Source organism: Vibrio rhizosphaerae, assembly GCF_024347095.1.
In the GTDB taxonomy this organism is placed as follows: Bacteria; Pseudomonadota; Gammaproteobacteria; order Enterobacterales; family Vibrionaceae; genus Vibrio; species Vibrio rhizosphaerae.
This window is the reverse complement of the sequence record NZ_AP024903.1, coordinates 502,794-520,476: the sequence shown is the minus strand read 5'-3', so window position 1 is coordinate 520,476 and position 17,683 is coordinate 502,794. Positions and strand designations below refer to the sequence as shown.

Here is a 17,683-nt window from a genome sequence, read left to right as displayed (position 1 = left end):
ATCAAGAATAAATTGTGAATTGTCGATGACTTGATTAAGCTAGCAACTCAGATAATCCTTCTCCGTGACGGAAGAAAATCTCAACAGAAAGCAGAAAAGTGCATCACTTGATACGTTATTTCTGAGCTTCATTATGATAATTAGAGACTCATGACCACCAAATATGGCTTGCGCACTCGCGTCATCACACTCACTCTGGCACCGACGCTCATTATCGGCCTGCTATTAAGTGCGTTTTTTTCTTACAATCGTTACCACGATCTTGAGTCTCAGGTGATCAATGCTGGCTCAAATATCATTGAGCCGCTGGCAATTGCCAGCGAAGAAGGATTAGAGAAACACAGCCGGGAATCAGTCAGACGCATTATCAGTTATGCGCATCGTAAAAATTCTCAGTTTGTCCGGAGTATCGCCGTTTTCGATAAGCATCATGAACTCTTCGTCACCTCAAACTTCCATCCCAATTTTGAATCGCTGACTTATCCGAAAAACAAGCCGATCCCGATTTTAGGTAGTGCCGAAATGCGGGATAACAACACCTTAATTCTGCGCACTCCGATTCTAGCGGAAAGTCGGCTGATTGATGGCAGAGCGAATGCCGAAACCTTACCGGTTCTGGGCTACATTGTCATCGAACTTGACCTATCATCGCTGAGACTCCAGCAGTATCAAGAAATCTTTTCTGCGATTTTGGTCTTAATTCTCGGTTTAGCACTTTCCGGGGCGTTTGCCTTCCGTTTACTTCACGATGTTACCCGTCCGATTACTCATATGAAAAATATGTTGGATCGGATCCGTCGAGGACATTTGGATGTGCGGATTGAGGGAGAAATGCATGGCGAGCTCGATGAGCTGAAGAAAGGTATCAACGCGATGGCTGTTTCGCTATCGGAGTACCATGTCGAGATGCAACATAGTATCGATCAAGCTACATCCGATCTTCGGGAAACACTCGAACAGCTTGAAATCCAGAACGTTGAACTGGATATCGCCAAGAAGCGGGCTCAGGAAGCTGCCCGGGTCAAATCAGAGTTTCTGGCCAATATGTCTCACGAATTAAGAACGCCATTGAATGGCGTGATCGGCTTCACCCGACAAATTTTGAAAACACAGCTTACCAATAGCCAGAAAGATTACCTGCAAACCATTGAACGTTCCGCGAATAATCTCTTAACGATCATTAATGACATTTTGGATTTTTCCAAACTGGAAGCGGGCAAACTGGCACTGGAAAATGTGCCGTTTGAATTGCAAGAGAATCTCGAAGAAGTGGTCGATCTGCTGGCCACCAGTGCGCATGAAAAAGGGCTGGAGATTAACCTCAAAATTGATCCGAAAATTCCTGTCGGTCTGGTCGGAGACCCACTCCGGATCCAGCAGGTTATCACCAATCTGGTCGGCAACTCGATTAAGTTTACTGAACGAGGCAATATTGATATCAGTGTTGAACTGCGTTCCGTCCGGGACGACTTGGTTGAGTTACAATTTATGGTCCGCGATACCGGGATTGGGATTTCCGAACGACAACAAGCGCAGTTATTCCAAGCGTTCAGTCAGGCGGATGCCAGTATTTCCCGTCGTTATGGCGGCACGGGACTGGGCTTGGTCATCACGCAAAAACTGGTCAGCCAGATGGGTGGAGAGATCAGTCTGACCAGCCGCTTGCACCGCGGTTCAACGTTCTGGTTTACGATACGGCTTCATCCGACCGACATTATGATGGGTGAATGGTATACCCAGAAACAGTTGGCGGGTAAAGAAGTTCTGCTGATTGAATCTCATATGCAGTCGGCTTCTATTTTGCAGCAGACGCTGACGCAATCGGGCTTACGCGTCAATTATATGTCCGTATTACCGGATAATCCGCCGCAATCCGACTATGTGATCCTCAACTTCTCCCCGGTTCAAAAACTGGTCTCTGAAGAAGCGGAAGCACTGGTCAAAAAAGCGGTGGCTTGCTCTGAACATGTGTTAGTCGGAATTCCGAGTACCGAATTAGCACTGGCTGACCATTTGATGACGCATTATCCGATCAAGTGTCTGACGAAACCGCTTGCGCGTAAAAAATTGCTCCAGGTGATGTTGGATATTCATCCTGAGATGTCTTCTTTCCCGGAAGAAATCAGCCATTCGGCTTCGATTGAGAAGATGCCGTTAACCGTCATGGCCGTCGATGACAATCCGGCAAACCTGAAGTTGATCACGGCGCTCTTACAAGAGCGGGTTGATACGGTGATTAGCTGTACCAACGGAGAAGAAGCCGTCGAGATCGCAAGCCGCCAGAAGTTTGATATTATCTTTATGGATATTCAAATGCCCAAAATGGATGGGGTCACCGCTTGTCAGGAGATCAAACAATTACCGCTCAATACCACGACACCAGTCATTGCTGTCACGGCCCACGCCATGGTAGGAGAACGGGATCGTCTGCTCAATGAAGGGATGGATGATTACCTGACAAAACCGATCGAGGAGCATGTCCTGCAGCAGGTTTTGGTTCACTGGAACCCTCAACCGCAACGGTCACAACAAGACGCCCCAACCCTCGCGCCGCCACAATCGACTGATATCTCACCATCAGCGTCAGCACAGTCTTCAGTCATTGACTGGCAGATGGCTTTAAAACAGGCTGCGAATAAAGAAGATTTAGCCAAAGATATGCTGACGATGTTGGTTGACTCTATCCCAGACATTCATCAGACCATTGAATTATCTTTGAACGGCGAATCTGATCAGGAAACCTTACTGCATCATATCCACAAGCTGCATGGCAGTTGTTCCTATAGCGGCGTGCCCAGATTAAGAAAAATCTGTGCGACGCTGGAACAGTCACTGCGCTCAGGCTCGGCCATCAAAGACCTTGAGCCTGAACTGTTTGAATTACAGGATGAAATGGCAAAAGTGGCTGAAGCCGCGCAACGATTAATGGCCTGAGTTTTCAAGAATCACTGAAGCAACTGCGTAGCGTCGCTCATCAGATATCGAAAGATGAATCGCGTTTACGCCAAATGACTGAGCAAACTCAGCAGCTTTGCCACTTAACTGGAGTGATGGTTTACCGTGTTCATTATTCAACACAGTAAAATCCTGAAGTGATACACCTTGCGCGATCCCGGTCCCCAATGCTTTTGAGGCGGCCTCTTTGACCGCAAAACGCTTCGCTAAAAATCGCTCCGGTTTTTTACTCTGAGCATAAATTTCAAACTCACTGTCACTCAAAATGCGCTGTGCAAAGGCATCGCCATTTCTGGAAATCGCAGCAGCGATCCGCTCGATTTCAACAATATCAGTGCCAAAGCCGACGATTGCCATAAATTAACGTCGGGCCTCAATCATTAAAGCCTTCATATCCGCGACAGCCTTCGCAAGACCATCAAAGACAGAACGACCAATAATCGAATGACCGATGTTCAGTTCGTGGATTTCAGGCATTGCAGCAATGGCAGCGACATTATGGTAAGTCAGCCCATGACCGGCATTGACGATCAAACCGATATCACTGGCATAGCTGGCTGCTGCTGAAATTTTCTTTAACTCATCTTGCTGAGCCGCAGTGGTTTCAGCATCCGCATAATGACCGGTATGCAATTCAACGTAAGGTGCACCGCAGGCTTTCGCCGCATCAATCTGTTCTTTATCAGCATCAATGAAGAGTGACACTTTAATCCCGGCATCCGTTAACTTCTGAGTGGCTGATTTGACTTTTTCAAGCTGTCCTAAAACATCCAGACCACCTTCAGTGGTTAATTCTTCACGCTTCTCGGGAACGAGGCAAACATAGTCCGGGCCAACCTCTAATGCGATCGCCACCATTTCATCAGTGACGGCCATTTCTAAATTCATCCGGGTTTGTAGTGTCTCTCTTAGAATCTTTACATCACGATCAAGAATATGGCGGCGGTCTTCTCTCAAATGAATCGTTATTCCATCTGCACCAGCTCGTTCAGCCACCTCAGCAGCATGAACTGGATCGGGGTATTTAGTCCCACGTGCATTCCGTAATGTTGCAATGTGATCGATATTAACGCCTAAAAGAATTGCGCTCATGTTCCTTTACTCCGTGCTCTCGAAATACCAATTTGAGAAATGAATAGTTCTCGGCTTTTTAATGGTTTTGCCCCCAGATAAGGTTTGAGTGCTATCCGGGTAAACCGTTTGGCAGCCTGTAACTGTGCTTGTGTCGTGAAGCGTCGCTCACTGATGGCTATCAACTCTTCTCCCACAAATGTCAGATTATCTTTGCGAACGGAAGCAATAAACCCTTTTTGTTCCCGGTATCGATAAGTCATGGTCGGCACAACTGGTTCTCCGCTGCCGGCACAATGTAAAAAATCGACACCATAACCTAAACAAGCCAGTAACGAGAGTTCAAAACGCCGTAAGGCCGGCTCTGGATTCGATGACTGTGCCAGTTCGGTCAATACTTGCAGATAATCATAAAAAAGCCCCGGTAAGGGAACTTCTGAAGGGATGAGTCGTGCCAGTAATTCATTGACATACAGCGCTGAATATAAATGAATGCCGGTTAAAGGTAAACCCAGACTAATCGGTTCGGCTTGACGCAGTGTACGCATCGTCCCCTTCCCCGACCATTTCAGTAACAAGGGTACAAAGGGTTGCAACACCCCTTTTAGCGGGGAACGAATACGTCGAGCACCTTTAGACAGTAAAGTCATTCGCCCGAATTCTTCACTGAAGATATCAATAATCAGGCTACTCTCGCTATATGAGCGTCGATGTAGCACAAAACAGCGCTGAAGTTGGTTCTCTGACATTCATTCCTATCTCTTTGAGGTAACAACCTCAGGGGCTGTTGGCGAAATATCCAATGACGCTCCGCCCCAGAGGCAAGAGAAAGCGATATCACTACAGATCGTCAATATATCCCAGACTTCTCAGCGCTCTTTCGTCATCAGCCCAACCGGATTTCACTTTGACCCAAGTTTCCAGATAGACTTTCCGACCAAATAACGCTTCCATATCAAGCCGGGCTTCGCGGCCGATCGTTTTAATTTTCTCGCCCCCTTTGCCGATGATCATTTTCTTCTGTCCAATCCGCTCGACTAAAATCAAGCCATTGATATGAAAACCATCGGTTTCCGGGTTGTAATCAAACCGTTCGATGTCAACCGTCACCGAATAAGGCAGCTCTTCCCCGGTAAAACGCATGATTTTTTCCCGGAGGATTTCAGAGGCCATAAAACGTTGTGAACGATCCGTCACATATTCACTCGGGAAATGGTGCACCGCTTTGGGAAGATAATTGCGGACATGCTGACGAATCGCATCAACATTTTTTCCGTGTTTGGCTGAAATGGGGATCACATCGACAAACGCCATCTTATTAGACAGCTCGTACATATGCAGCATCACTTCATTACGGTCTTTGACATTATCCACTTTATTGACGCAGAGAATCACGGGGAAGCCCGCTTTATTCAGCTTGGTAAACACCATTTCGTCATCTTTGGTCCAGTGGGTACCTTCGACCAGAAACAGAACCAAATTCACATCACTGAGTGAGCTGCTTGCCGCACGGTTCATCAGACGGTTAATCGCCCGTTTTTCTTCAATATGGAGCCCCGGTGTATCGACATAAATCGCCTGATAGTCCCCATCGGTATCGACCCCCATGATCCGGTGACGAGTCGTCTGTGGCTTACGCGAGGTTATCGAAATCTTCTGTCCCAGTAGCTGGTTCAGTAAAGTAGATTTACCGACATTAGGACGACCGACAATCGCCACAAAACCACAGTGTTGGTTTTCCGGTTTACTCTCTTCCTGACTTTCTGATGCAAAAAAAGCATCAATATCAAATTCTTTATCAGCCATTATTCAATTGCTCTAGTGCTAGCTCTGCAGCCGCTTGTTCTGCCTTGCGGCGGCTGGTGCCTTTTCCGATAACAGGCATTCCAATACCCGCGACGTCACATGACACAGTAAACTCTTGGTTGTGTGCCTCACCCTTAATATTAGTCACTGTATAAACAGGCAACGGTTTTCTTCTGCCTTGCAGATACTCTTGCAGCCGGGTTTTGGGATCTTTTTGTGATACTCCGGGCTGAATGGCATCTAAACGCGTTTGATACCAGTCTAAAATGATCCGTCGGATCGACTCAATATCACTATCTAAATAAATGGCACCAATAATCGCTTCAACGGCATCCGCAAGAATTGAATCGCGGCGGAAGCCACCACTTTTTAATTCTCCTGGACCTAATTTTAAGTACTCTCCCAGCTCAAACTCCCGAGCCAGCTCAGCCAGAGTATTTCCCCGGACAAGCGTCGCACGCATCCGGCTCATATCCCCTTCGTTACTCTTCGGAAAGCGGTGATACAGCTCATCTGCGATGACAAAACTTAAAATTGAATCGCCCAGGAACTCAAGACGCTCATTATGATGACCATTGGCACTCCGATGTGTCAGCGCCAGTTCCAGCACAGCACTATCACTGAACTGATACCCTATTTTTTTCTCAAGTTTATATGTTGGAGAATTCATGATTTCTCAATATTGAAAGGCTGATCGGTTGACCAGCCTGGTTAAATAAATGCCCCGATAATCGCAATTATCCGGTAAAGATTAATGAATCTGACCAATCCGATTCAAGCGGACTCCGGTTGGAATCCATGATGGCAACACGCTGTCAGGCGAACGATTAAACTCAAAGCTAATCCATATCGCAACCGCCTTACCGACCAGATTGGCTTCAGGAACAAATCCCCAGTAACGGCTATCGGCACTGTTATCCCGATTATCACCCATCATAAAATAGTGTCCTTCAGGAACAACCCACTCATTCACTCCCGGACGAGGCCGATAATTCATCGGATTGTCCATCTGCCATGGATTAATCAGAATATGGTGTTTAACCTGACCGAGTTGTTCATCCAATTGCTCCAGCGGCATAACATTTGATTTCAGGTCACTACGAACACGGTTGCTCTGCGGTACAAGCTTACATTCACTTGTTCCTTTGGGCTGAATACACAAACGCTTATCCGGACTGTAGCGAATGATATCACCCGGTAATCCGACAACACGTTTAATATAATCAACACTCGGATTCGGTGGGTAACGGAACACCGCAATATCACCACGCTCCGGTTTACCTGTGGCTAAAAACTGGGTATGCGTCACCGGATCTTTTAAACCATAGGCAAATTTTTGAACCAAAATAAAATCACCAATCAATAAAGTTGGTTTCATTGACCCAGATGGAATCTGGAACGGTTCAAAAATAAATGAGCGGACAATCAGAACCAACGCAATGACAGGAAAAATAGACACGCTATTTTCCACCCACCACGGCTGCGGTAAAACCTTACTCTGTAGGGATGGATCGACCTCGTTCGTCTGAGCCAGAATGTCAGCGCGTTTCTGCTGGCGATTTTTCGCCCAAACCAACTTTTCGAGCACCCAGATAATCCCGGTCACAAGCGTCACAATAACTAGTATGAGTGAAAATATATTCGCCATGAACTTCCCTTTGTTAAAAATGCGAAAGTGAAAGAACCGAAACTCTTTCACTTGAGTTGTGTATCGCCAAGTCACTCAACCTGTTAATGAAAACAACATTTTGAGTGTATCAGGATATATCTGTTCAACAGACCCAACGTTAATTAATCTTTCCCGACATGGAGAATGGCTAAAAACGCTTCTTGCGGTAATTCAACATTACCAATCTGCTTCATCCGCTTTTTACCTTCTTTCTGTTTCTTCAACAGTTTTTTCTTCCGGCTCACGTCACCACCGTAACATTTGGCCAGCACGTTCTTACGTAGTTGCTTCACGGTTGAACGGGCAATAATATGGTTGCCGATAGCCGCTTGAATCGCAATATCAAACATCTGACGAGGAATGAATTCCTTCATTTTCTCAACCAGCTGACGCCCACGCGTCTGAGCCTGATCTTTGTGGGTAATGATGGCCAGTGCATCAACTTTCTCGCCATTGAGCAATACATCAACCCGAACCATACTTGAGGTTTCAAAGCGCTGAAATGCATAATCGAGAGAAGCATAACCGCGAGACGTTGATTTTAAACGGTCAAAGAAGTCCAACACGACTTCGGCCATTGGAATATCATAAGTCAGCGCCACTTGATTGCCGTGGTACACCATATCAACCTGAGTACCGCGTTTTTCCACACAAAGTGTAATCACATTGCCCAGATAATCGGAAGGCACGAGGATGTTACATCGACTGATCGGTTCACGGATCTCATTGATGTCATTCACCGCTGGCAGTTTTGCCGGGCTATCAACATGGATGATTTCCCCATCGGTTTGCTCGACCTGATACACCACGGTTGGCGCGGTCGTGATCAAATCCAGATCATATTCCCGCTCCAGACGTTCCTGGATAATTTCCATGTGTAGCATCCCAAGGAAACCACAGCGGAAACCAAATCCAAGTGCCGCGGATGTTTCTGGCTCATAGAACAGCGACGCATCATTGAGGCTAAGCTTGCCGAGCGCATCACGGAAGTTTTCATACTCATCGGAAGAGACGGGGAACAGTCCGGCATAGACCTGCGGTTTCACTTTTTTAAATCCGGGGAGTGGCTTTTCACACCCAGATTTTGAGTGGGTTAATGTATCCCCGACAGGTGCGCCCAGAATATCTTTGATCCCACAGACAACCCAGCCCACTTCACCGGTACCCAGTTTTTCGGTATCAACTTGTTTCGGTGTGAAGATCCCGATACGGTCAACACCCCAGGTTTGCCCGGTGCTCATAACTTTGATCTTATCGTTCTTTTTCAGGATCCCATTTTTGATCCGAACCAAAGAAACAACGCCGAGGTAATTATCAAACCAAGAATCGATGATCAACGCTTGCAGAGGTGCATTCTCATCCCCTTCCGGCGGTGGAATATCTGAAACAATACGCTCCAGCACATCATCAACACCAACACCAGTCTTCGCCGAGCAACGCACAGCATCGATTGCATCAATGCCAACAATATCTTCAATTTCTTCAGCCACTCGTTCCGGTTCAGCAGCCGGCAAATCGATCTTATTCAGGACAGGAACAACTTCCAAATCCATTTCAATCGCGGTATAGCAGTTGGCAAGAGTTTGCGCTTCCACACCTTGTCCGGCATCAACAACTAACAACGCGCCTTCACATGAAGCGAGAGAACGGGATACCTCATAAGAAAAGTCAACGTGTCCGGGGGTATCGATAAAGTTGAGCTGGTATGTTTGCCCATCTTTTGCAAGGTAGTCCAGAGTGACACTCTGAGCTTTAATGGTAATACCTCGTTCACGCTCAAGATCCATGGAATCAAGAACCTGCTCTGCCATTTCACGGTCAGTTAAGCCGCCACACACCTGAATCAGGCGATCGGAAAGCGTGGATTTACCGTGGTCGATATGGGCGATAATCGAAAAGTTGCGAATGTGCTTCATAGGTTTGGGATGATTAAACTCTTTTAATATTTAGAAGAAAAAGAACAAACCGTCTCAAAGATACAGGTTCTATTCCATTTAAGTTGGCAGATTCTACCCAATTTAAAAGGGATTCGCATCATAAATCACTTCGAGACATCATGTCTGACAATCGGCTCTCCTAAAACCCGGAGCAAAACAACTTCTTCCTGAGACAGCTTTTCCATCCGGCGGGCCAAATTTCTGGCAATCCAGACCCCGCCGACGGTGAACAAGAAAGTACAGGCAATCACCCACGGCTCACCACCACCAACCAGAGGCGCAAGCCAAAGCTGCCCAATCCCCCCGCCTAAAATCATCATAAGCAAAGGAAAAAGATAAACAATGGCCGCTGATTGTAAGAGACTTTTTTCGGGAAATCCGATCTCAACAACCTGACCCACTTTGACCTGTTGAGACGTCTGCAACTGCCAAGTCAGTACTTTCTTACCGATGGCTTTCGAGACCATTCCTGTGCCACAGCTGGAAGATGATGCACAGTGACTACAGCTGGTCTGTTGCTGACAACTCAGTTCAACCTGATAGTCACCAGAAGTTTCATGCACGCGAGCAACGGTCGCCAAAGCCGTCATCATGGCTGACTTTCCTCAGGTGTAACTTTTGAATGCGCTTCAAACGTCACCGATTGCGCGATTCGTTTGGCTGTGGACGGTGGGATATCACCAATCACTGAGATTTCAGTTTTTCCTTTCACAACCGTCTGTAATGTCCGACGCCCTTGACGGATCAACTGATTTTTAAGTGAGAGGTTGTCACTATCGGCAACATAGACAGAAAAACTAAACAGGCCATCGGTATATATCTGGCTTTCAACCAAACGATCCGTAATTGCCATCCGGTAACGGTTCAACTCTTTAGAAGAAAATCCATTAGGAACCCAGCCAACGCTCCAAAATGTTTTTTTCACGGGATTTTCAGGCAACGAAAGGACATGAGGCAATTGCGCTTTATTCAAACTGAGCATCAGCTCAGCCAGTTTATCACTCAGCGTGTACGAAATGGCCCGGTACTGCTCCAGCACTTCACCGTCACGATCGACGAGATCCGCGCGAAGTGGCAGATGGCTTCGCTCATCGATCCACAAGACATAGGAGTAACGCAAACCATCTTTCGGCACCACCCGAATCACCTGACATGCAGCACCGGCTTCTCTCCCTCGACCAATTTTTACAAAGTCATAGTAATGACTCAATTGGGTCATATTGCTATGGAGTAATGGAATAACCGGAGCCACCATTTTGTCGGATTCAATGGTAAACGGTTCAATTCCCGGTTCGATATAACTCACCTCGTGACCACGCCGGATCACTTCTCGAACCGGCCCACTCAGGTAGACCAGATGGGCTAAAGAATACCCTTTTTCGACAGCATGACGATATAACAGAGGCTCAATCCCATTCTTTTTTATCAGAATATAGGAAAGCTCATAATTCAATTTTTGGCTGGCGCGGCTCATCTGATGTAACAAAGCCTCTGCAGAGAGCTCCTCTGCAAAGGCTAATGAGACATTCAAACTGAACAGCGCAGTTACAACACTGACCAGAAATTTTTTCATTCAACAACTAACTCTTGGTTTTCACCTGCATGATCAGATGATTGCCGTTTTTGTTCACTGTAAAGTTTCAACTGTAGCTCATAATCCTGCAACATCGCATTGACACGACGACGTTGTTCCTGAGCACTATTTTCCGTCGTATGTCTCATCATCGAATCACGCGTCAGACTAACGGGCTCAGCCGTTCCAGCCAAAGGAATGGTCTGTAACACGGGAAGTTGCCCATTATCAGCGGTGCTTACACCATCAGAACTATCACCGGTCTGATACTGTTGAACACCGACAATGACAACCAGTGAGACACAAGCCGCGACAGCAACCTGTCCCAGTTGACCTAACCATGCAGGTAACTGTCTTCTGGATTGTTTTGGCAATGGCTGAGATTCCAAAGGAGTAATCGTCAAAATGTCCGAACTCTCAGTATTATGTTGTTCATGAGCCAAATCTTTACGATGGACGGGTTCATCCTCCAACGCTAACGCAACCCGGGCGGCAATATCCCATTCCCCCTGAGGCGTATCACCACGCATCACATCACCAATCATGTGGTAGTTGCGCCATGTTTCTAAACCTTCATGATCTTGAGATAAATCGCTAATCAACGATTTATCGATCAACTCGCCATCCATAAGCGCCGAAAGTTTCTCTTTATCAGCCATTTTATTCACCATTATCTAGACAACTCCAGACATTACAAAAGCGAACCAATCCGCTTTTCTACTGCTTCTCGTGCTCGAAATATCCGTGATCTTACCGTTCCGACAGGGCAATTCATCACAACCGCAATTTCTTCATAGCTTAATCCTTCCAACTCTCGCAGAGTCATTGCGGTCTTCAAATCTTCAGGCAATGCATCAATTGCCGCAAATACGGCATGTTTCAATTCTTTCGACAGCGTAATATTCTCTGGGTTCGAAATTTCTTTTAAAACATTGCCACTTTCGTAATATTCAGCCTCTTCAGCATCCACATCATTTGCAGGAGGACGTCGGCTTTGTGCAACGATATGGTTCTTTGCAGTATTCACGGCAATTCTGTAGAGCCACGTATAAAATGCACTTTCTCCCCGAAATGAAGGAATAGCCCGGTAGGCTTTAATAAAAGTATCCTGAGCGACATCAGCGACATCACCGCTGTTGTTTACATATCTGGCGATGAGGTTGCAAACTTTATTCTGGTACTTAACCACCAAAAGATTAAAGGCTTGCTTATCTCCACTCTGAACGCGCTCAATCAATACTTGATCAGTCAACTGCTCGTGCATTCGAGCGTATACTCCTATCGTTCATCCCTTACCTTCTCAGATATGGGTATTAATACTTCAAAATGTAGTATTGACACCACCGCTTACATGAGCAGTATAGTAAGACTCATGCTCAGGGAAATAGTTCCCCGCCTGCAGTGAAATTTTTCTTCATATTAAAGATGAATCTACCGCTTCACAAATCAGCGCTTCGTCACTTTCCTTAAATGAGGTAAAATTTTATCAATGTCAACCGTGTTTATTAAAGCATTGCATGTAGTGAAAGAGAAAAACAAGCGAAATCGAGAATTCATTCATTTTTATCTGACTCATTGATTATATCGTCACTACGTTTCAATACTTAAGAGATCCAATTGTCATTCCAGGGAACATGTTCATGGCTGAAAACAACATGAACGGAAGAGCTATCAATCAGGAATTGTTGGGAAAAATAAAACTATGCATGTAAATCAAGAGCATCAGTGTGATGTACTCGTCATCGGTAGCGGTGCTGCCGGGCTTTCACTCGCACTGCGTGTCGCCAAAAAATGCCAGGTTATTGTTCTGAGTAAAGGCCCCTGGAGTGAAGGCGCAACTTATTATGCTCAGGGAGGCATCGCAGCTGTATTCGATGAATCCGACAGTATTGAATCGCACGTCCAAGATACGCTGATTGCCGGTGGCGGTATCTGTGAAGAAGCAACGGTTCGTTTTATTGCTGAAAATGCTAAAAAGTGTGTTCAGTGGCTGATTGATGGCGGTGTCCCCTTTGATCTGGACGAAGATAGTGACGAGGATCATCCGAAATATCACCTGACCCGGGAAGGTGGTCATAGCCATCGCCGAATTCTCCATGCTGCGGACGCAACCGGGATGGCGATGCAGACCTCTTTACAAGATAATGTTATCAATCATCCGAATATCAGAGTGCTGGAGCGCCACAATGCACTCGATCTGATCACGGAAGACAAAATCGGTGGTGACCCGAAGAAGGTGATCGGTGCCTACGTCTGGAACCGCAATGATGAACACGTCGAAACAATTAAAGCAAAATTTATCATTCTGGCGACTGGTGGCGCGTCCAAAGTATACCAATACACATCTAATCCTGATGTTTCATCGGGAGATGGCATTGCTATGGCATGGCGAGCTGGATGTCGGGTTGCCAATCTAGAATTCAACCAGTTTCATCCGACTTGTCTGTATCATCCGGATTCACGTAACTTTTTGCTGACCGAAGCTTTACGGGGAGAAGGCGCTTTCTTACGCCGTCCCGATGGTACTCGATTCATGCCGGATTTTGACGAGCGGGCGGAGCTTGCACCGAGAGATGTTGTCGCCAGAGCCATCGACTATGAAATGAAACGGATTGGCGCAGATTGTATGTATCTGGATATCAGCCATAAACCGGCCGATTTTATTGAGAAACATTTCCCGACGATTTATACCCGCTTACAGAGCCTGGGTATCGACATGACCAAAGAACCGATCCCGATTGTTCCCGCGGCACACTACACCTGTGGCGGTGTCATGGTAAACCGGCAAGGGGAAACCGATCTGCAACAGCTTTATGCCATCGGTGAAGTCAGCTACACCGGTTTACATGGAGCAAACCGGATGGCGTCGAACTCGTTACTGGAATGTGTGGTTTATGCCCGTTCTGCGGCACAAGATATTCTCAGTAAACTTGAACATGCTCAGCTTGCCAAATCACTTCCGCCATGGGATGAAAGCCAAGTCACCTGCTCTGATGAAGAAGTCGTTATTCAACATAACTGGCATGAACTGCGGCTCTTTATGTGGGATTACATGGGGATCGTTCGCACCGATAAGCGCTTAGAACGCGCTCTGAGAAGGATTCATCTGCTTCAACAGGAAACCCATGAGTACTACAGTCATTTCCGAGTTTCCAATAATCTAATCGAACTCAGAAACTTACTTCAGGTGGCCGAATTAATGATCTGTTGTGCAATGCAACGCAAGGAAAGCCGCGGATTGCATTACACGCTGGATTATCCTGAGCAATTGGCGAATAGCGGTCCAACTATCCTTGATCCGAAAGACTTTACCTGACATCAATATTGTCTGGGAGCACGCGGCAAAAAGCAGCCCGTCACCGGAGATAATAACGCCTTCGTTTTTCCATCACCAAAAGCTGCCGGTATGTGTGCTCCCGGCAGCTATCACGCCATAGAATCTGCCGCTTGCCGTGCGCTTCGACGAAAATCACAAACCAGATTGCACATGAGAGTTCAACTCGCTCAATTCCCTGTTGCTGACATCCAGCGATCAACATTCCCGTATCCGTGTAACGGCATGGAGCAGCAATGGCAGGTAATAAGAGTCTTCGGTCATGCCAGATTTTCAACAACCAGCAGATACAAATCATGGCAGGAATCAGGGGGAAATCGGTAGAAATAAATGCCCAGATGGTCAGTTGAACAATCAAACCTTGAACCATGCAGGCATTCAAAGAGACGGTGGGATAAAGATTAACGGACTTTACCAAGGTTATAAGCAACTATCTTATCAACCATTGAAGCATGACTAAGATTTTCACTCCGCTTGTGCCCCATCAGCCAAGTGAAGAGATCCGGATCATCACATTCCAACAGGGAGACAAAATCCTGCTGATCGGATTCACTCAATTGCTCAAAACATTCTTCAAAGAATGACATAATCACCACATCTAGTTCCAACATACCACGCCGGCATGCCCATTTAATCCGGGCTTTCTCTTCGTCGGTATACATTCTAAAACCTCATTGATTTAATTTTTATTAGTGTATCAAGGGAGTACTCTACACGCTACCAACTGGGTCACAGTCCAATCTAAGCGACAAACCTATCCGATTTAACATACCTTTCTGACAATTAGCAAAAGATTTGTCTGAAAACAGTAGTATGATTTGAACTCACCCGTATTTGTCAGTCGATGCCTACCATGAAATTGTATCGTAAGCCATTCTGCAATACTGAGAAATTACGCCTAACGGTGATTTGGGAATCAAAAGGTTTACGTATAGAATGTCTCCATTCCATCGGCACAAGGTGATACAGAGATGAACCAAGAAAACAACTTTCACCCTTTCGAACATACGCCAGAGACGCCATTACCGAATTTAATCCTCACACATCTCACATCATGGGGATACATTTCCGCCATCGGCGCAGATCAGAAATCTTATTTACAAGGTCAGATTACCTGCGACATTGTCTCGCTTGCTAAAGATCAATCAACATTCGGTGCTCATTGCGATGCCAAAGGAAAAGTCTGGTCGGTATTTCGAATTTTCCAGCACAAGAATGGCTACGCGATGTTCCAACCCGCCAGCGCAATCGATGCAGCGCTGCAAGCGCTCAAAAAATATGCGGTATTTTCCAAAATCGAACTCACACAGGGTCATGATGTTCTCCTTGGCGTCATGGGCCAAGATGCTGAAAATTACATCGATCATCTCAGTGATACCCGAGGTGATGTCAGGGATTTCGAAGGCGGAACTGCAGTCAAAATTTCGGCCCAGCGTTGGTTAGTACTGGCCAACGAATCCACGGCACAGTCATTGATAGCCCAATTTCAGGGTGAAAAAGTCGCTGAAAGCTTATGGACCCGTTTTGACATTGAAGAAGCGCTCCCGATTGTGACGGCAGATGAACAAGAACAACACATTCCTCAGGCGCTGAATCTTCAGGCACTCGGTGGAATTAGCTTTAGCAAAGGCTGTTATACAGGGCAGGAAATCGTAGCACGGGCAAAATATCGTGGCACCAACAAGCGCGCGATGTACGTACTCAAAGGCAATATTGATGCGACGCTCAACCACGAGCAACCGCTTGAACTGGAACGTTCGGTCGGGGACAATTGGCGTCATGCTGGTCGCTTTCTGGCTGTCTACCCATTCAGTGACCATACCGCAATCGGTCTGATCATCCTGCCAAACAATCTAGATGAAGATACCCGTTTCAGAATCGCTGGCTCACCACAAACAGAGTGGATGATACAGCCACTGCCTTATGCACTGGACGATGAATCCTAATCGGGATAGCCAAGTGCTCGAGTTCCTCAGACAGCAGCAGGTACCACACCGGCTGCTGTTACAACAAGAAGCAGCCGTTACCATCGCAGCGGCTGCAATCTTACGTGGCGTTCGCCCCGCACAGATGGTCAAATGCATCCTACTCAGAGATATGCGTGAGCGTTATGCCCTCGCTTGTGTACCGGGAGACTTGTCTGTGGATCCCAAAAAAGTCAGATCTTACCTTGGGTGGAAAAGAATGACGTGTGCAACTCGCGACCAAGTCCTACAAGTGACTGGTTATGCCGTTGGCGCAGTGCCGCCTTTGCAACTCAAAACGCCAATGCCGATTCTGTTCGACCCTAAAATCACCCAAGAGCCAGAAATTACCATCAGCAGCGGGCACCTCTATGCGAGCATTGCGATGCAAGTTAATGACTTGGTTCAGCTTGTTCAACCTTCTCTTATCTCAATTCATCGTGAGCCGTTGTTTGATTAATGTAAACCATTACAAAAATATGTGACCAGGTTCAAATATAATCAAATAAACAAATGAATTATTAATCAATAATAAAACATAAATAGTCATTTTTGTTTTTTTCACGTAGTCTGTCTGTGTTAGTTCAGTGACGCACTTTCAACATAATCGTGATTGAACTGGCTAAAAAGTGAAACTGATTCAAGTCAGTACATCCACTTTTTGTGTAATGCATCTGTGACTATTTCGCCCGTATCCCAACAGATGCGGGCTTTTTTTTCACCCGACTCCGGGATTTTTTTTGACAGGTACCGGTCAAAAACTATATTCATGGATAGACATCATGAAATTTAACAATGATTCAGCATTTTTGTTATAAAAGTGTCACACTAATCCGGCCTAATAGTCCACCGAGAACGGGGACGGCACATTGTTGCAGAGGATGTGTGTAAGCTGTCTCAAAGTTAACAGAACCGATACAAACAATGGGTTTCATTCTGTTAAATATGTAGAAGACAGCACAAAAATTCAATTAGCTCATCGTGATGTGATTATTTCACTACAGATATCACAACATAAAGCACGAAATAAAATAGAATCGTTAGAGTGAGTTGAGTTCTCACAAGGTGGATGTTGAGGCTGGCAGTTTTGAAGCCACCCAGCTGACAATCACCTTAGGTATTCAAGAAAGGACGATAATATGAGACTGTTTAAGCGCTATACACCGAGTATGATTGCTAAACATATTAGTCGGCTATTTAAAGGCAGAATCTATATTGACGGTATCGGTAAATTTGAGTTCGATCAGGGGAAATTGATACTTCCGGAACAAGCAGAACCAAGACATTACCGAACAGTCAAAGAAATTAATCAGGAAATCATGCGGCTCAAGTACGTACCCGCATAAAACAGAACAGGGCAACAAAACTTGTTGC

The 17,683-nt window shown here is 46.0% G+C and carries 18 protein-coding genes; 5 read left to right on the top strand and 13 right to left on the bottom strand.

Translation table 11 applies throughout. The features are described from left to right. The first annotated feature begins 150 nt into the window (after window positions 1-150). Window positions 151-2,934, top strand: coding sequence for a two-component sensor histidine kinase BarA (gene barA / locus OCV37_RS02380; RefSeq protein ID WP_038178223.1), 2,784 nt, complete (start codon window positions 151-153; stop codon window positions 2,932-2,934). Here barA and acpS read toward each other — a convergent pair. The 11 genes from acpS to rpoE form a co-directional block, all read right to left on the bottom strand. Continuing rightward, a complete protein-coding gene (gene acpS, locus OCV37_RS02375; protein WP_038178224.1) occupies window positions 2,923-3,312 on the bottom strand; it encodes a holo-ACP synthase in 390 nt (129 codons plus the stop codon). The two genes, barA and acpS, sit on opposite strands and share 12 nt — an antisense overlap. Before the next feature lie 3 nt (window positions 3,313-3,315). Then, window positions 3,316-4,047 carry a pyridoxine 5'-phosphate synthase gene (gene pdxJ, locus OCV37_RS02370; RefSeq protein WP_038178225.1) on the bottom strand — a complete coding sequence of 244 codons (732 nt, stop codon included), beginning with the start codon at window positions 4,045-4,047 and terminating at the stop codon, window positions 3,316-3,318. Continuing rightward, the gene (gene recO, locus OCV37_RS02365) at window positions 4,044-4,775 is read right to left on the bottom strand and encodes a DNA repair protein RecO (RefSeq protein WP_038178226.1); all 732 of its coding nucleotides are present in this window, start codon (window positions 4,773-4,775) and stop codon (window positions 4,044-4,046) included. The genes pdxJ and recO overlap by 4 nt, the downstream gene beginning before the upstream one ends. A gap of 91 nt (window positions 4,776-4,866) precedes the next feature. Then, window positions 4,867-5,832, bottom strand: a complete 966-nt coding sequence (gene era / locus OCV37_RS02360) for a GTPase Era (RefSeq protein ID WP_038178227.1) — start codon at window positions 5,830-5,832, stop codon at window positions 4,867-4,869. Then, entirely contained in the window at window positions 5,825-6,502 is a 678-nt protein-coding gene (gene rnc, locus OCV37_RS02355) for a ribonuclease III (protein WP_038178228.1), read from the bottom strand. Before rnc ends, era begins: the two co-directional genes overlap by 8 nt. 81 nt (window positions 6,503-6,583) lie before the next feature. Then, window positions 6,584-7,480 (bottom strand): signal peptidase I, encoded by an 897-nt coding sequence (gene lepB / locus OCV37_RS02350; protein WP_038178229.1) that lies wholly within the window; start codon window positions 7,478-7,480, stop codon window positions 6,584-6,586. Between the two features lie 143 nt (window positions 7,481-7,623). Continuing rightward, window positions 7,624-9,417: a translation elongation factor 4 gene (gene lepA, locus OCV37_RS02345; RefSeq protein WP_038178230.1), complete on the bottom strand. Its 1,794-nt coding sequence runs from the start codon at window positions 9,415-9,417 to the stop codon at window positions 7,624-7,626. Between the two features lie 125 nt (window positions 9,418-9,542). Continuing rightward, a complete protein-coding gene (locus OCV37_RS02340) occupies window positions 9,543-10,031 on the bottom strand; it encodes a SoxR reducing system RseC family protein (RefSeq protein WP_038178231.1) in 489 nt (162 codons plus the stop codon). Then, a complete protein-coding gene (gene rseB / locus OCV37_RS02335; RefSeq protein WP_038178232.1) occupies window positions 10,028-11,011 on the bottom strand; it encodes a sigma-E factor regulatory protein RseB in 984 nt (327 codons plus the stop codon). Before rseB ends, OCV37_RS02340 begins: the two co-directional genes overlap by 4 nt. Beyond that, window positions 11,008-11,670, bottom strand: a complete 663-nt coding sequence (locus OCV37_RS02330; RefSeq protein WP_038178285.1) for an RseA family anti-sigma factor — start codon at window positions 11,668-11,670, stop codon at window positions 11,008-11,010. The genes rseB and OCV37_RS02330 overlap by 4 nt, the downstream gene beginning before the upstream one ends. 32 nt (window positions 11,671-11,702) lie before the next feature. Then, window positions 11,703-12,275, bottom strand: a complete 573-nt coding sequence (gene rpoE, locus OCV37_RS02325) for an RNA polymerase sigma factor RpoE (RefSeq protein ID WP_021020509.1) — start codon at window positions 12,273-12,275, stop codon at window positions 11,703-11,705. 438 nt (window positions 12,276-12,713) lie between these two features. On the opposite strand from rpoE, the gene nadB reads away from it, so the two are divergent. Further along, window positions 12,714-14,327 carry an L-aspartate oxidase gene (nadB, locus tag OCV37_RS02320; RefSeq protein WP_038178233.1) on the top strand — a complete coding sequence of 538 codons (1,614 nt, stop codon included), beginning with the start codon at window positions 12,714-12,716 and terminating at the stop codon, window positions 14,325-14,327. A gap of 40 nt (window positions 14,328-14,367) precedes the next feature. Here nadB and OCV37_RS02315 read toward each other — a convergent pair whose 3' ends face one another. After that, window positions 14,368-14,715: a hypothetical protein gene (locus OCV37_RS02315; protein WP_038178234.1), complete on the bottom strand. Its 348-nt coding sequence runs from the start codon at window positions 14,713-14,715 to the stop codon at window positions 14,368-14,370. 31 nt (window positions 14,716-14,746) lie between these two features. After that, the gene (locus tag OCV37_RS02310; RefSeq protein ID WP_038178235.1) at window positions 14,747-15,007 is read right to left on the bottom strand and encodes an FAD assembly factor SdhE; all 261 of its coding nucleotides are present in this window, start codon (window positions 15,005-15,007) and stop codon (window positions 14,747-14,749) included. Window positions 15,008-15,316: 309 nt separating this feature from the next. Between OCV37_RS02310 and ygfZ the strand changes: the two genes are divergently transcribed. The 3 genes from ygfZ (at window position 15,317) to OCV37_RS02295 (ending at window position 17,655) form a co-directional block, all read left to right on the top strand. Next, entirely contained in the window at window positions 15,317-16,291 is a 975-nt protein-coding gene (ygfZ, locus tag OCV37_RS02305) for a tRNA-modifying protein YgfZ (RefSeq protein WP_038178236.1), read from the top strand. Further along, window positions 16,281-16,769: an aminoacyl-tRNA deacylase gene (locus tag OCV37_RS02300; RefSeq protein WP_038178237.1), complete on the top strand. Its 489-nt coding sequence runs from the start codon at window positions 16,281-16,283 to the stop codon at window positions 16,767-16,769. The genes ygfZ and OCV37_RS02300 overlap by 11 nt, the downstream gene beginning before the upstream one ends. Before the next feature lie 679 nt (window positions 16,770-17,448). Further along, the gene (locus OCV37_RS02295; RefSeq protein ID WP_038178238.1) at window positions 17,449-17,655 is read left to right on the top strand and encodes a DUF1107 domain-containing protein; all 207 of its coding nucleotides are present in this window, start codon (window positions 17,449-17,451) and stop codon (window positions 17,653-17,655) included. The last annotated feature ends 28 nt before the right edge of the window (window positions 17,656-17,683 follow it).